Annotated in this window: 13 protein-coding genes; 8 read left to right on the top strand and 5 right to left on the bottom strand. The window is 49.4% G+C overall.

Annotated elements, in window-relative coordinates; all coding sequences use genetic code 11:
* Positions 1 to 33 precede the first annotated feature (33 nt).
* The gene (locus ICL80_RS15975) at positions 34 to 2,133 is read left to right on the top strand and encodes a TonB-dependent hemoglobin/transferrin/lactoferrin family receptor (protein ID WP_194213722.1); all 2,100 of its coding nucleotides are present in this window, start codon (positions 34 to 36) and stop codon (positions 2,131 to 2,133) included.
* Positions 2,134 to 2,196: 63 nt separating this feature from the next.
* Here ICL80_RS15975 and ICL80_RS15970 read toward each other — a convergent pair whose 3' ends face one another.
* From ICL80_RS15970 to dapF, 4 genes are all read right to left on the bottom strand, one after another.
* Positions 2,197 to 2,505: a ribbon-helix-helix domain-containing protein gene (locus ICL80_RS15970; RefSeq protein ID WP_194213721.1), complete on the bottom strand. Its 309-nt coding sequence runs from the start codon at positions 2,503 to 2,505 to the stop codon at positions 2,197 to 2,199.
* 65 nt (positions 2,506 to 2,570) lie between these two features.
* A complete protein-coding gene (ftsY, locus tag ICL80_RS15965; RefSeq protein WP_228073611.1) occupies positions 2,571 to 3,680 on the bottom strand; it encodes a signal recognition particle-docking protein FtsY in 1,110 nt (369 codons plus the stop codon).
* A gap of 14 nt (positions 3,681 to 3,694) precedes the next feature.
* A complete protein-coding gene (gene mtaB / locus ICL80_RS15960; RefSeq protein ID WP_194213720.1) occupies positions 3,695 to 4,969 on the bottom strand; it encodes a tRNA (N(6)-L-threonylcarbamoyladenosine(37)-C(2))-methylthiotransferase MtaB in 1,275 nt (424 codons plus the stop codon).
* Entirely contained in the window at positions 4,966 to 5,823 is an 858-nt protein-coding gene (gene dapF / locus ICL80_RS15955; RefSeq protein WP_194213719.1) for a diaminopimelate epimerase, read from the bottom strand. The genes mtaB and dapF overlap by 4 nt, the downstream gene beginning before the upstream one ends.
* Positions 5,824 to 5,956: 133 nt before the next feature.
* Between dapF and ICL80_RS15950 the strand changes: the two genes are divergently transcribed.
* On the top strand, positions 5,957 to 6,946 hold the full coding sequence (locus ICL80_RS15950; protein ID WP_194213718.1) for a hypothetical protein: 990 nt from the start codon (positions 5,957 to 5,959) through the stop codon (positions 6,944 to 6,946).
* A gap of 231 nt (positions 6,947 to 7,177) precedes the next feature.
* Here ICL80_RS15950 and ICL80_RS15945 read toward each other — a convergent pair whose 3' ends face one another.
* Entirely contained in the window at positions 7,178 to 8,656 is a 1,479-nt protein-coding gene (locus ICL80_RS15945; RefSeq protein ID WP_228073609.1) for an SLC13 family permease, read from the bottom strand.
* 170 nt (positions 8,657 to 8,826) lie between these two features.
* Between ICL80_RS15945 and ICL80_RS15940 the strand changes: the two genes are divergently transcribed.
* From ICL80_RS15940 to rplS, 6 genes are all read left to right on the top strand, one after another.
* Positions 8,827 to 10,623, top strand: a complete 1,797-nt coding sequence (locus ICL80_RS15940; protein WP_194213717.1) for an ATP-binding protein — start codon at positions 8,827 to 8,829, stop codon at positions 10,621 to 10,623.
* Positions 10,624 to 10,850: 227 nt separating this feature from the next.
* Positions 10,851 to 12,251: a signal recognition particle protein gene (ffh, locus tag ICL80_RS15935; protein WP_194213716.1), complete on the top strand. Its 1,401-nt coding sequence runs from the start codon at positions 10,851 to 10,853 to the stop codon at positions 12,249 to 12,251.
* Between the two features lie 81 nt (positions 12,252 to 12,332).
* The gene (gene rpsP / locus ICL80_RS18295) at positions 12,333 to 12,785 is read left to right on the top strand and encodes a 30S ribosomal protein S16 (protein ID WP_194213715.1); all 453 of its coding nucleotides are present in this window, start codon (positions 12,333 to 12,335) and stop codon (positions 12,783 to 12,785) included.
* Between the two features lie 33 nt (positions 12,786 to 12,818).
* Positions 12,819 to 13,415, top strand: a complete 597-nt coding sequence (gene rimM / locus ICL80_RS15925; RefSeq protein WP_194213714.1) for a ribosome maturation factor RimM — start codon at positions 12,819 to 12,821, stop codon at positions 13,413 to 13,415.
* Positions 13,412 to 14,122: a tRNA (guanosine(37)-N1)-methyltransferase TrmD gene (gene trmD / locus ICL80_RS15920; protein WP_194213713.1), complete on the top strand. Its 711-nt coding sequence runs from the start codon at positions 13,412 to 13,414 to the stop codon at positions 14,120 to 14,122. Before rimM ends, trmD begins: the two co-directional genes overlap by 4 nt.
* Positions 14,123 to 14,137: 15 nt before the next feature.
* Positions 14,138 to 14,509: a 50S ribosomal protein L19 gene (gene rplS, locus ICL80_RS15915; RefSeq protein WP_194213712.1), complete on the top strand. Its 372-nt coding sequence runs from the start codon at positions 14,138 to 14,140 to the stop codon at positions 14,507 to 14,509.
* The last annotated feature ends 48 nt before the right edge of the window (positions 14,510 to 14,557 follow it).

Raw genomic sequence — 14,557 nt, 5'->3', positions numbered from 1 at the left:
TGCAATAACTATTGCTTCAGGAAGCTTCTTATCATGACCCATTTATTCCATGCGCTATTAACAAGGCCTGTAAAGTTGACACTTTGCTCTGGTATTTCAATATTGGCGGTTGCTGCATCCGCCAAAGCAGATATGGCAGCAGCAGACATTACTGAAATTACTGTCAGTGCCACAAAAAACGCGGTGCCTGTTTTCTCTGTTCCAGCTTCTGTTAGCATTATCAGCAAGGAAGAGATTGATGATCTCGTCGTTTCTTCTGTGTCCGATATGTTTGAAAGCGTGCCCGGCGTGTTTTTTGATGGTGGCCCGCGCAGAACAGGCGAAGTGCCTGCTATTCGCGGTGTTCAGGGTGAGGGGGTTGTTATCCTTTTTGATGGTGTCCGCCAGAGCTTTCTGTCTGGCCATGATGGGCGCTTTTTTATTGAACCAGACCTTCTTAAATCGGCTGAGGTTGTACGCGGCAGCGGGTCTTCCCTTTATGGTTCAGGGGCTGTTGGTGGTGTTATTACATTTAATACCGTTGATGCTGCTGACTTGTTAAAAGAAGGCTCATCCTTAGGGTATCGCCTTTCTGGTGGATACCAGAGTGTACATGATGAATGGATGCAAAGTGCAGCCCTTTTTGGGAAAACGGATGATGGCTTTCTTGATGGTCTTGTGAGTTTCAGTTTCCGCAATTCCGGCGATATCAGCCTTGGTGATGGAAACAGCCTGCAGTCTGATGACAATATTGGTTCGGGCTTGGCCAAGGGCACCATTGCACCCACAGACGACCTGAAATTAACCTTTAGCTGGATGCGGTATGCAAATGATGCCGTTGAGCCAAACAATGGCATGGCTAACAATACAGGCGACCTGATGGATAAAGATATCAAAAGTGATACCTTCCGCATGGGCGGTATCTACAACCCGGATAGTAACCTGATTGATTTGTCTTTTGTTACTTTTATTAATAAAGCACACGTGAAAGAGGCAGACCTTGATACAACGCGTGTGATTAACCGCAAGGTTAAAACTACAGGCTTTTCCCTCGATAACCGTAGCCGGTTTGACCTTGCTCCTACCGCCCTTCTAACTTTTACATACGGCGGGGAATATTACCGCGATGAACAGGTTGGTACTGATACGGACACGGTTGAAGGAACACGCGGTGGTGTGCCGAATGCGGAAGCGGAAACTTTAGGCCTGTTTTTGCAAGCGGAATTCAAGGCAGAAACCGCATTAGGTGACTTTTATCTGGTACCGGGGCTACGCTATGACAGCTTTAAAAACAAACTTGATGACGGCAGCATGGAAACAAAGGAAAGCGCGACGTCACCCAAGGTTGCGCTCTCGTGGCAGCCGGTGCCGCAGGTGATGATCTACGGTAGTTACGGTGAAGCGTTTAGGGCGCCGTCATTCAATGAAATTTTTGCCGATGATGTGCATTTCACCATTCCGTTAGGCCCGGGCTTGGAAGCTTCTAATTTCTTTATTGCGAACACTGACCTAAGCGCCGAAAAATCAAAAACATGGGAAGTGGGCGCGGGTCTTGATTTTGCAAATCTGATGTTTGATGACGACAGGTTTGTGATTAAAGGGTCTTACTTTTCATCTGATGTAAATGATTTGATTGACCTTGAAGTGGATTTTGAATTTTCACCATCCTGTTTTGTACCAACAATACCGTTGCCATGTAGCGCAGGTACTAGCCGCAATATAAACACAGGCAGTGCGACACTTGACGGTATTGAAATAGAGGCTGTGTATGACAGTCAGTATTTCAAGTCGCTTGCTTCTTATTCAAGCGTGACAGGTAAAGACAGTGATAGCGGCGATTATGTTGGTATTTTATCACCAAACCGCTTTTTTGTTTCAGGGGAGTTTAAAGTGCCGTCCTTGTCAGCGCGGCTTGGTGCTCGCCTCACGGTCGCAAGTAAATTTGACAAAGTAAATGATAGCACAGAGGGACGCCCAAGCTATGAAACGCTGGATGTGTTTGCAGTATGGCAACCCAAGGGCACCCTTGACGGGCTTCGGGTCGATGCGGGTCTCGATAATATTACAGATGCTGCGGTGCAGTCTGTTTATGCAGGTGTGATTGACCCCGGTAGAAATGCAAAACTGCGTGTAAGCTGGACAGGTGCATTTTAATACACGGTCCGCAAAGTGACTTTATAGGGCCCCGCCACATGTTAGGCGGGGCTTTTATTATGGTTAGGCCCTCGCGTTAGAGAAAAATCTTGAAAGCCTGAGGGCCGAAAGATCGCGTGGCTTGTGGTTGGCAGCCATACGCTCAGACAGCAAACTTGCACCAGTACCCCGGCCAATGCCGCCGAGCATCATAAAACGCCGCTTTGAGCGCGGGCGGTACTGCCATGCCAGTTGCTGCTTTTGCTGTTCTGCCTTCAAAAAGGACAAAGCATCAGCAATAACATCGCTTTCATTTGTATAGGCACCAGATACAATCTGGTTTTCTACAAATTTAGCAAGGTCAGGTGTTAGATTTATGGAAGTATTTTTCATGACTAATCCCTCCTATCATGGGAGGGCATTATACATGAAATAGGCCGTTCAGACAAACGCAGGAGTTATTCAGCACCTACAAGGGCTTGGGCAAAATCGCGCGCGCTGAAGGGCTGTAGGTCCTCAATCGCTTCCCCCACGCCGATCGCGTGTACAGGCAGGCCAAATTTTTCGGCGCAGGCCACTAGTACGCCGCCTTTTGCGCTGCCATCAAGCTTGGTCATGATAATGCCGGTAATGTTTGCAAGTTTTTGGAACACTTCCACCTGATGCAGGGCGTTTTGGCCAGTGGTGGCATCCAGCACAATCACTGTATCGTGCGGGGCACCGTCCAGTTTTTTACCGATAACGCGGATCACTTTGGCAAGTTCTGCCATCAATTCCTCGCGGTTTTGCAGGCGGCCAGCGGTGTCGATCAGCAGCACATCAATATTTTCGCGCACGGCGCGGTCTACCGCTTCGAACGCAAGGGCTGCAGCTTCTGAACCAATCTCTTTCGTGACAACCGGCACGCCGTTCCTGTCACCCCACACCTGCAATTGCTCAACCGCTGCGGCGCGGAACGTGTCGCCCGCTGCCAGCATTACAGATTTGCCGTCGTCGCGGAATTTTTTTGCAAGCTTGCCAATAGTGGTGGTTTTGCCAGCGCCGTTCACCCCTGCCATTAAAATCACGTGTGGTTTGTTCGCGGGGTTTACGGTGAGGGGTTTTGCTACCGGCTCAAGAATTTTTTCAATCTCAGCGGCGAGAATATCTTTTACCTCGTCGCCGGTAATTTCCTTGTTGAAGCGGTCTTTCGAGAGGGCTTCGGTTAGTTTAGCCGCCACAGTAACACCTAGGTCTGTGGTGATCAGCAAGTCCTCAAGGTCTTCCAGTGTGTCTGCGTCCAGCTTTGCTTTGGTGAAAATATCTGTAATACCGCCAGAGATCGCCCCGGTTGATTTTTTCAGGCCGTCGCGCAAGCGCTGAAACCAGCCGCGTTTCCCGGCTTGTTGCTGCGTGGTCTCAACCGCTTCTACAGGCGGGGCAGGGGACGGTGTATTATGTTCCGCATCTGAAACGATAGTTGGTTCTGCAATAGCAGGCATTTCTGGTGGCATTTCTGGCGCTGATGGTTGCTCTTTAGGGGGTTCTTTGCCCTTCAAGCGCTGGAACCAGTTTTTTTTCTCCGTCATACGCCTAAATCCATTTACTTTATTACTGCGTGCATGGCCGTATTTGTGCCCGCCTTTAATATCACGTCTACTATATCGCCAGGGTTTACAGGTGTTTCAAGAGCAACAGGGATAAACTGCTCGGTGTGACCAGTTGCTTTTCCGTCACCGCTTGCGCGTTCGATCAACACTTGTGCTGGTTTGCCGGTGGATGCAGCAAACAGTTTTTCAACCTGTGCTTCACCGGCTGCACGTAAGCGGGCGGCGCGCTCTTTGCGTTCTGCCTTGGGCACTTTGCTCGGGATTTTGGCGGCAGGTGTGCCCTCGCGTTCGCTGTAGGGGAACACATGCAGCCATGTAAGGTTACAGTCTTCTATCAGTTTCAGGCTGTTCTCAAACATTGCTTCTGTCTCTGTTGGAAAACCGGCGATAATGTCAGCACCGTATACCATGTCGGGTCGGGCTTTGCTCACCCGGTCGCAGAATGCAATGGCATCCTCGCGCAGATGGCGGCGCTTCATGCGTTTTAAAATCATATTGTCGCCCGCTTGCAGGCTTAGGTGCAAGTGCGGCATCAGGCGCGTATCGCCGATGATGGCATCATACAGGGGTTCATCTACCTCGATACTGTCAATCGATGATATGCGCAGGCGCGGCAGGTCGGGCACCAGTTTCAGAATTTTCTGGGTGAGCGTACCCAGTGTGGGTTTACCGGGCAGATCTTCGCCGTAACTGGTGATATCAACACCCGTTAGCACCACTTCGTTATAGCCTTTGGCCACCAGCCGTTTGATCTGGTCTACCACCTCGCCCATGGCAACAGACCGGCTGTTACCGCGGCCATAAGGGATAATGCAAAATGTGCAGCGGTGGTTACAACCGTTCTGGATTTGCACAAAGGCGCGGGCGCGGTCCATCAGGCCGTCAATTAAATGCCCAGCGGTTTCTGTAACCGAGAAAATATCGTTCACTTGCACCCGCTCGAGCCCGTCAAGTTTTAAGCCAGCAAACGACTTAGCTTCCAGCTTTTCCTGATTACCCATCACGCTTGCCACTTCGGGCATGGCGGCAAAGCTTGCAGGGTCCACTTGGGCAGCGCAGCCCGTTACAATGATAGGTGTATCTGGCCGCTCACGCTTCATGCGGCGAATGCTTTGGCGTGCTTGGCGAGTGGCCTCTGCTGTTACAGCACAGGTGTTAACAATGATCATATCATTAAGGCCAGCGTCTTCCGCGTGGCGGCGCATCACTTCGCTCTCATAGGTATTGAGGCGGCAACCGAAAGTGACAATGTCGAGGTTTTTACTCATAGGCTGCACTCGCCAGTGTACACCAGTTCAGCAGGGCCTGCCATTTGAACGGTACCATCTGCCAGCCATTCAACAAGCAAGTCTCCGCCGTCAAGCCGGACAGTTGCCTTGCGGTCAATCAGGCCGCGCCGGGTGGCTGCCACAACACTGGCGCAAGCGGCAGTCCCGCACGCTTCTGTAATGCCAGCGCCGCGCTCCCACACCCGGAGGCGTATAATATTGCCGTCAAGTAGTTCCGCTACCGAAACGTTCGCGCGTTCAGGGAACAGGGCGTCGTGCTCAAGTTCTGGCCCAAAGGTAGAGAGGGCAACCGATTCTACATCATCCACAAAAAAGACAGCATGGGGGTTGCCCATATTCACGCAGCCCGGTGTACCAAGTGTGCCAACATCTGTGCCATGTGTGCCTGTATTTGTGCCAAAACTATGCACAATTGTGTCTGTTGGGCTTTCGTGTGCCAGCGGTATCTCGTCCCAGTTCAGTCGGGCAAGCCCCATATTCACACGGATGCCATTTTCAGCAGTTTCAGCTGTTAAAATTCCGGCGTCGGTTTCGATGGTGATTTGCTGTTGCCCTGTTTCAGAGAGAATCAGTTTGCCAATACATCTTGTAGCATTACCGCAGGCGCCCACACGGCTGCCGTCAGCGTTCCAGATTTCCATAAAGACATCAGCGGTTGTAGACGGGCGCATAATGATAAGCTGATCGCAGCCAATACCGCGCCGCCGGTTCGCAATGATGCTGGCGCGTTCTGGGTTTACGGCGAATTCACACATGCGGGCATCCACCACGACAAAATCATTGCCGAGTCCGTGCATCTTTATAAAGGGCCATATGTCAAAACTGGTGCTCATGGCCTGCTTATATGGGGGATGCAGGCGAAGAGTCTATGCTTTACTCACCACACTTGATGCTATTTTAAACTTTTTTCATCTGACTAGGGGATTAAAGGTGACAGCGACACCTCTTCACAAGTAGAAGGAGGGTATGAAAAAAATTATTATTCACATGGGTCTGCATAGAACTGCCTCCACAATGCTGCAAACCCAATTAAAGGCAGTTAAAAAGCCCCTCAAAGTGCTGGCGACAGAGTTACTTCTGCGCGAGGACATGGAGGCCAATCCCGCTTTTGATATGCGGCGTTGGCACAGGGGAGGCTTTTTGGGTAGCAGGCTGATGTCGGGCCTTGTCTCGCGCGAGAGTTCGTTTGCACATTCCGTGAATAGTTTGCCGGGATGGCGTATTATTATCAGCGACGAAAACCTTGTAGGCACGATGCCGGGTATTAAAGCGGGCCTTGGTGGTGGATCAAAGTTTTATCCGCAATATGCAAAATTTGTGGCCGGGCTCAAGCGGCTTGATAAATATGCAAAAGTTTATCCGCGCTTGGTTGTGCGGCGGCAGGATGGCTTGCTCGAATCAATATATGCGTTTCGGGTTGCGCGCGGGCTAACGCTTGATTTTCCTGATTTTGTTAAAAGCTTTGGTGCTTGTACGTTTGATTTTAACCCGTTTGCAGAAGCATTGTTGCCTTTTGGTATTCGTGCTGAAATAGCGGTTATTGAAAACTGGCAAAAGGCTGATAATTTTGCTGCAGCAGCACTGGCTTTTATGGGTGCAGAAACGCCTGTTAAACCTTTGGCCGGGCGCGGTAATCGCAGGCTTGGCGTAAAAAGTCTGCAACTTGTTCTCGCGCTTAACCGCCTGAAATTACTGCCAGACCAGGTGGAGCGTAAAGAGAAGCTGTTTCCAGCCCTTGATGAGGCAGAAAAAGCAGGGGCCGACGTGATGAACACATTAACGGCTATGCCGCTGACCAAAGAACAGCTTGCAAGCATCAAGGCCCATATTGGGGAAAACCATGCTGTGACCTTTACTGACAGTGATAGAGAAGCGTTTCTCGCTGACCTTAAACAGGCAAATCACCGTTTCCTTGTGCGCCCTGAAGTGAAAGCAAAAGCTAATATCTGGCTTTAAAGCTGCTTTTGATAATTGGCCCGGAAAACTCTACCAGCAAAATATTTACCAAAGGACATGAGCGCTTTCAGGAGCGTTCCTGTCCATTTTGGCAAGGCTAGGGTATGTGCCGTGAAACAGCCAGCCTACGAATAAAGTATCATCTAAACCCTATCATGATTTTAGACAGCACCTTGAGCTTGTCAAAGTGCTGGTAAAGCTGTGACTATAGGTGCGCTTTCTGCTATTTCCTTAAGAAAAGATCAGGGGCAGAATAAAGTAGCATACGCTTGAAACCGCAAAGGTGCCAAGTACGTTGAGCCATAAGCCAGCCCTTACCATTTGCGGTATTTTTATTTGGCCAGTTGCAAAAACAACAGCATTCGGTCCTGTTGCAACAGGCAGCATGAAAGCACAGCTTGCCGCCATTGCCGCAGGCGCCGCCAGAAAAATGGGGTCCAGATCAGCGCTAACCGCAAGGGCACCAAGAACAGGTACAAAGGCGGCTGTTGTCGCCGTATTGCTGGTGAGCTCGGTCAAGAAGGTAATAAGGGCAACAGTTGCGAGCATAATGATAAAGAGCGGTGCATTGCCGATTGCGGCCATGCTTTCGCCGAGCCAAAGGGCCAGACCAGTTGCTTTAATGGCAGCGGCGATACTAAGGCCGCCCCCAAATAGTAAAATTACACTCCAGGGCAGGCCAACAGCGCTTTCCCAGTCAAGTAGCATGCCGCCTTCACGTTTGCAGCCGGAGGGGATTAAAAACATGGTAAGCGCAGCGCCCACAGCGATATGCATATCTTGCAGGTTAGCAACAAAAGGCAATATGTCTATCAGAGGTTGCCACGTGACCAAAACTTGCCTGAAACACCACAAAAACGCCATGCTGCTCATCACAAAAGCAACCCGTTTTTCGGGTTTATTCATAGCACCCAGCGCTTTAAGTTCGTCTTGCACTACTGAGCCGCCACCCATAAGCAGGTGGGCTTCAAAACGAAAGCAAATACGCGTTAATACAAGCCATGCAAGGGGCACCATTACCAGAACTACAGGAACACCAAAAGCCATCCATTCAATGAATAGAATTTCCCGCCCGGTTGTTTGCTCAATAAACCCTTTTACAAACAGGTTAGGCGGCGTTCCAATATAGGTACCAAGCCCACCGATGGAAGCAGCCCACGCACAGCCAATAATAAGGGCAACCGTAAAGCGGTGACCATGAGCTTTATTGCCGAGGATAGTTGTCGCTACTGTCAGGGCAATAGGCACCAGCATAAGTGTGGTAGCCGTGTTTGATATCCACATGGACAGAAGTGCGCTTGCTGCCATAAAGCCAGCTATTAGGGCATAAGGGTGGTCACCAACGCGCGCCAAAATGTTAAGGGCAATCCGCCTGTGTAATTGCCACTTTTGCATGGCCATAGCCGCAATAAAGCCGCCGAGGAGTAGAAAAATAACAGGTTCAGCGTACGGGAGTGAGGCTTCCTTGCTGCTGGTTATGTTAAGAAGCGGCAAAAGTATGAGCGGCAGGAGACTGGTTGCAGGTACGGGAATGGCTTCGGTTGCCCACCAGCAGGCAATGAACAAGCTGGCTGCTACCGTTTTCCATGCAATATCGGGCATGCCTTCTGGTGCCGGTGTCATCAGAACAATAGCAAATAATACGGGGCCTAAAATAAGGCCAATGTTTTGGTAAAGTGCGCGGCCTGTGCCTGCATCTGTGGTATTCACGGTTCCCTCCCCTATAGTCCAAGTCTCTTTGGAGTATAGGGAAAAAAAACGGATGTGAAGTTATTTCGGGGTAGGTATTGCTGATTGGCTAATTTATTCTATTATCGAGAACCAATATGCTAATTTATTCTGGATATTTATAGCATGTGGTGATGAAGCGGGGTCGAACTATGAACTGGTATGGCAGAAAAGTAGAGCCAGAAACCAAGAGGGAGCTTGATTCGGTTTATCAGGCACAGCTGAATATTATCAGCCTTGTTATTTGTTCTTATTACACGTTCATATCGATTTCCCATGTGCTTGTGCTTGAGGCAGATATTTTCTGGCCTATTTTTACGACCTCGGTTTTGACAGCAGTTACAGCACTGGCTGTTAACCTGTTACTCCGGTTAAAACGAATTACGGCAGACCAGTGCCATAAAGCTTTTATACCCATTGGACTTTTTGCGCTCACGACCGTTTACACCCATGTATTCACTGGCGGTAACCAAATGGAGCTTATGAGTGCGATCCTGATACTGTATGGTTTTGGCTTCGTTACGTTATCGCCTGTCCTTTATTATGCATTTACGGGCATTGCTGTTTTATTGTACTTGTTGGCTCTTGCTGTTTTACCCGGTGATTATGCCTTACATTTTATGTTTGTGTTAATTGCAGCGCTTGCGCTCAGTGTGATGGGCTTTAACCTTCGATATATTACCCTTTATAAGTGGGTTAAGCTTTCTCTGGTTAATAAGCAAAGAACCCAAAGCCTTGCAGCTACATCAAAACAGTTGCGCGAAAAAATGGCTGAATTACAGCAAGCAAATGCGGCAAGGGATGTTTTTCTGGCAAATGTAACGCATGAACTTAGAACGCCGCTGACAGGCGTGATGGGCATGCTGGACCTGCTCGAGGATACCGGCCTTGAAGGCGACCGCAACCTGCTTGTGACAACAGCAAAGAAAAGCGCGATACACTTGATGCATATTGTGAATGACCTGCTGGATTTGGCGCAACTTGACGCAAAAAAGCTGGCACTTAGGCCGCGCACCATTGATGTGGTTACGATCACCCGTGATGTGGTTGAAAGCCTGCGCGGTCAGGCTCAAGCAAAAGGGATAGCGCTAGATTTTATTTTGCCGCAAGACAAAGCCATTTATGTCCATGCAGACGGTATGCGTATTAGCCAAATTCTTTTTAACTTAATGGGGAATGCAGTCAAATTTACGGATGAAGGCAGCGTACTTGTTTATCTTGTATGGACACCAGCGGAAGCAAGGCCTGAGCAAAAGAAAGATCAATTGGTTTGGCATATAGCGGATACAGGCCCTGGTATTCCGGAAGAAAAATCTTTGGCGATCTTTGAGCGTTTTGAACAGGTGGATTCTGCGGCAACGCGTGCAAGCTATGGTACAGGCCTTGGGCTTGCCATAGTTCATGAACTTTTAGACCTGATGCAAGGGTCTGTCTCGTTGAAAAGCGAAATAGGCAAAGGCTCTATATTCACCGTGACACTTCAATTGGATTCAGCCGAGCCTGAACTTGCTGACCAGAAAGCCAGTAAAGCGGTGGCTTATGATGATGCACTATATGCAGAACTGGGCCTAAGGGTGCTGCTCGCAGAAGATAATGAGATTAATCAGGTGCTTATTTCTCGTATTTTAGGTCAGTTTGGTATGGAAGTGTCTATCGTATCAAACGGGGAAGAGGCGGTTCAGGCCCTTAGTGACAGTGAAGAACCTTTTGACCTGATTTTTATGGATGCTCAGATGCCTGTGATGGACGGTATAACAGCAGCCCGTGTTATTAAGGCAAAGTTTACATCTTCCCCGCCAATCATTGCGATGACGGCTAATACAAGCATGGAAGATATTGCAGATTACAAATCTGCGGGCATGGCGGGAGTTATTGCAAAGCCTATTGATCTGAATCAGTTTAGGTCAATCATTATGCAGGTGTTGCAACAGAAAGATAGTAAGCCATAGCCTTTCTAAAGGGTTAGTCAGGGCTGCTTTTACTTGACTTGGTGCGGTTATTGCCATAAACAGCCTTCGCTTCCCGTGGAAGAAACAATTCAGCATGCGTCTTTAATGGTTCGCCCTGAGATGCCCACCAGTTAGCGAGTTTCGCCCACTGGTGTATTTTTGCTTGGATTAGCTTTCAAGGGGTAACGGTTTGAAATAGAATGCTTTTTTAAAGGGTAATAACCTTAATGTTTGATAGCCTTTCGGATAAACTGAGTGGCATTTTTGATGGCCTGAAACGTCGTGGTGCCTTAAAGGAATCAGATGTTACAGCAGCTATGCGGGAAGTGCGCATTGCGCTGCTTGAAGCAGATGTTGCGCTACCGGTTGTTAAAGATTTCATTAAAAAAGTATCTGAAAAGGCAGTTGGCAGCACGGTTCTGAAATCAGTAACCCCCGGCCAGCAGGTTATTAAGATTGTTAACGATGAACTGATCGCCATGCTCGGTTCTGAAGCCAGTACCATCAACACCCTTGGTGTGCCGCCAACCGCTATCCTGATGGTGGGTTTGCAAGGTTCTGGTAAAACAACCACCACCGCTAAAATAGCAAAACGCCTGACCGAAAAAGACAAGCTTAAGGTGATGATGGCATCCCTTGATGTGCGCCGCCCGGCAGCACAAGAACAGCTTAAAATTCTTGGTGAACAGATCGGTGTTAAAACACTGCCTATCATAAACGGCCAGATGCCGGTTGATATTGCACGTAGGGCAATGGACGCTGCGCGGTTGCAGGGTTTTGACGTTGTGCTGCTGGATACGGCGGGGCGTTTGCACATTGACCAAAGTCTGATGGCAGAAGTCGTGGCGGTGCGTGATGCTACCCACCCTGTAGAAACGCTGCTGGTTGCGGATAGTCTTACCGGGCAGGATGCCGTTAATGTTGCGAAAGAATTTGACGCGCAGGTTGGTATTACGGGCGTTGCGCTTACACGGATGGACGGCGATGGCCGTGGTGGTGCGGCGCTTTCCATGCGTGCGGTTACCGGCAAACCGATCAAGCTTGCGGGATACGGCGAGAAAATGGATGCGCTTGAGGATTTCCATCCCGAGCGTGTAGCAGGCCGTATTCTTGGCATGGGCGATGTTGTTAGCCTTGTTGAAAAAGCGGCTGCAACAATCGAACAGGCTGACGCTGAAAAAATGGCCAAGAAAATGGCCAAGGGTGAGTTTGATCTTGATGATCTCAGGAGCCAGCTTCAGCAAATGTCCAAACTGGGCGGCATGAAGGGCGTGCTTAACATGCTTCCGGGTATCGGGAAGATGAAAAGTGCCATCAACCAATCAGGTATGGATGATAAAGTTTTTAAACGTCAGGAAGCAATTATTTCTTCCATGACGACAATGGAGCGGAAAAAACCACAGGTTATAAATGCCTCACGCAAAAAGCGGATTGCCGCTGGTGCAGGTGTTGGTGTGCCTGAGGTGAATAAGCTTCTTAAAATGCATATGCAGATGGCCAAAATGATGAAAAAAATGTCCAGAATGGGCAAAGGTGGCCGGATGCCGGGACTGCCCGGTGGTATGGGTGGCATGATGGGCGGTATGCCCGGCGGCCTTCCCCCCGGATTTGATAAACTGCTCAAATAGAGCGACCTAACTATCCCTTAAGGGATTAACCAACTTGAGAATATTTCCGGCACGGTGCTGGAAATCTGAAAGGAACTTAAAATGGCACTAGCAATTCGTCTCGCCCGTGGCGGCGCAAAAAAACGTCCTTACTACCGTATCGTTGTGGCTGATACGCGCGCACCACGTGATGGTAAATATATTGAAAAAGTAGGCGCCTATAACCCTATGCTGCCAAAGGACGACGAAAACCGCGTTACGCTTCTTGAAGACCGTATTAAAGAGTGGATCGGTAAAGGTGCAAAACCTTCTGACCGCGTTGAGAAGATTTTGGGTAAAGCTGGTATTGTTGAAGTGAAAGCCCGCAATAACCCGAATAAAGGTAAGCCTGGTCAGAAAGCCGTTGACCGGATTGAAGAGAAAAAAGAAAAAGCAGAAGCTGCCGCCGCCGCTGAAGCTGAGGCAAAAGAAGCCGCTGCTGCCGCTGCTGCCGCTCCAGCACCAGCTGAAGAGCCTGCTGCAGAAGAAGCACCAGCAGAAGAAGTTACTGAGTAAAACCTCAGTTTTTCTGGCAACCGGAGTTTGGAAATGGCTGCCACGGATCAAACAGAACGCCAGCAAGCTGGTGTTGAAGGTGACTGGATATGTGTGGGGGCTTTTGCTGGTTCCCACGGTGTCAAAGGCGATGTGCGCCTAAAGTCCTTTACGGAAGATCCTGCCGCCATTTTTTCCTATACGGAAATACACAAGGGGCCGACCGGCCCCTTGCTGCGTTTTAAAAAACTGCGCGACAGTAAAGAAGGTTTTATTGTGCGTGTTGAAGGGCTTTTAACACCCGAAGATGCCCAAGCCCTAAGTGGCACCAAGCTTTATGTCAGCCGCGCAGCGTTTGCAGAGCATGCAGATGATGATGAATTTTATCTTGCCGACCTTATTGGTCTAAGGGCAATAGATGAAGACGGTATAGATATTGGTTTTGTGCGGGCAGTGGAAAACTTCGGTGCGGAAGACCTGCTGGAACTGGTGCTGCCCGAGCCAATAAAAGGCCTTGGCCGCTATATATATGTGCCCTTCAGGAAGGCTTTTGTGCCTGAAGTGGCGCTTGGCGCAGGGACCGTTTCAATTGCCTTTAAAGAATGGCAAAAAACCCAGGTGAGCGAACGCGATGGGGCTGATGAAGTATGACACAGCCATCCTTTACAGCACAGGTGTTGACCATCTTTCCTGACATGTTTCCGGGCACCCTTGGACAGTCGCTTGCAGGGAAAGGCTTAAATGACGCGAAATGGGCGCTAAAAACGCTGGACATTCGCGATTTTTCGAGCGATAAGCACCGCTCGATTGACGATACCCCCGCGGGCGGTGGCCCCGGCATGGTAATACGAGCCGATATTTTGGGTAAAGCTATTGATGCTGCGAAGGCAGATGCTGAACCAAAATGGCCTCTGGTGTATATGTCCCCGCGTGGACGCCGGTTTGATCAGGCGGAAGCACAGCGGTGGAAAGAGGCAGGCGGTGTTACCATACTTTGTGGTCGCTTCGAAGGCGTTGATGAGCGCGTTCTTGAGGCCCGTGAAGTGGAAGAAATTAGTGTCGGCGATTTTGTGCTGTCAGGCGGTGAGCCAGCAGCACTGGTGATGCTGGACGCAGTGATACGCTTACTCCCCGGTGTGATGGGTGAGGCTGGGACACTGGATGAAGAGAGTTTTGAAGACGGGCTTCTTGAATACCCACACTATACCAGACCTCAGGTTTGGGAGGGACGAGAGATACCCGAGGTGCTTACAAGTGGGCACCACAAAAAAATCGCCGAGTGGCGGCGTGAAAAACGAGAAGAGCTAACGCGTATACGCCGGCCTGATATGTGGTCGACCTATGTACGGGAAAAGTAGAAAAGGTAAAGACCGATGAATATTATTGAGAAACTTGAACAAGAACAGATTGAAAAGCTTACTGAAGGCAAAACTGTTCCAGAATTTGCAGCCGGTGACACTCTGCGCGTTGACGTGAAAGTACGTGAGGGCGAGCGTGAGCGTATTCAGGCATTTGAAGGCGTGTGCATTGCGCGTTCAAACAAGGGTATCAACTCCAACTTCACAGTACGTAAGCTTTCTTACGGTGAAGGTGTTGAGCGTGTATTCCCACTTTATGGCCCTTCCGTTGACAGTATTACTGTTGTACGCCGTGGTAAAGTTCGCCGTGCGAAACTATATTACCTACGTGGTCGTACTGGTAAGGCAGCCCGTATTGTTGAAAAGAAAGATTTTAACCGCGGTTAAATCTTTTTGAAATAATATTTCAATCTTTGGCTGTCTGACAATATTTTG

Source organism: Kordiimonas pumila (genome assembly GCF_015240255.1).
In the GTDB taxonomy this organism is placed as follows: Bacteria; Pseudomonadota; Alphaproteobacteria; order Sphingomonadales; family Kordiimonadaceae; genus Kordiimonas; species Kordiimonas pumila.
Note: the sequence above shows the minus strand (reverse complement) of the source record. Positions and strands in the feature narration are given on the sequence as shown.

Bases quoted from the DNA above. Each gene is read 5' to 3' on its own strand.
- ICL80_RS15975 (WP_194213722.1), top strand. From the start codon at position 34: ATGACCCATTTATTCCATGCGCTATTAACAAGGCCTGTAAAGTTGACA.
- ICL80_RS15970 (WP_194213721.1), bottom strand. From the start codon at position 2,505: ATGAAAAATACTTCCATAAATCTAACACCTGACCTTGCTAAATTTGTA.
- ftsY (WP_228073611.1), bottom strand. From the start codon at position 3,680: ATGACGGAGAAAAAAAACTGGTTCCAGCGCTTGAAGGGCAAAGAACCC.
- mtaB (WP_194213720.1), bottom strand. From the start codon at position 4,969: ATGAGTAAAAACCTCGACATTGTCACTTTCGGTTGCCGCCTCAATACC.
- dapF (WP_194213719.1), bottom strand. From the start codon at position 5,823: ATGAGCACCAGTTTTGACATATGGCCCTTTATAAAGATGCACGGACTC.
- ICL80_RS15950 (WP_194213718.1), top strand. From the start codon at position 5,957: ATGAAAAAAATTATTATTCACATGGGTCTGCATAGAACTGCCTCCACA.
- ICL80_RS15940 (WP_194213717.1), top strand. From the start codon at position 8,827: ATGAACTGGTATGGCAGAAAAGTAGAGCCAGAAACCAAGAGGGAGCTT.
- ffh (WP_194213716.1), top strand. From the start codon at position 10,851: ATGTTTGATAGCCTTTCGGATAAACTGAGTGGCATTTTTGATGGCCTG.
- rpsP (WP_194213715.1), top strand. From the start codon at position 12,333: ATGGCACTAGCAATTCGTCTCGCCCGTGGCGGCGCAAAAAAACGTCCT.
- rimM (WP_194213714.1), top strand. From the start codon at position 12,819: ATGGCTGCCACGGATCAAACAGAACGCCAGCAAGCTGGTGTTGAAGGT.
- trmD (WP_194213713.1), top strand. From the start codon at position 13,412: ATGACACAGCCATCCTTTACAGCACAGGTGTTGACCATCTTTCCTGAC.
- rplS (WP_194213712.1), top strand. From the start codon at position 14,138: ATGAATATTATTGAGAAACTTGAACAAGAACAGATTGAAAAGCTTACT.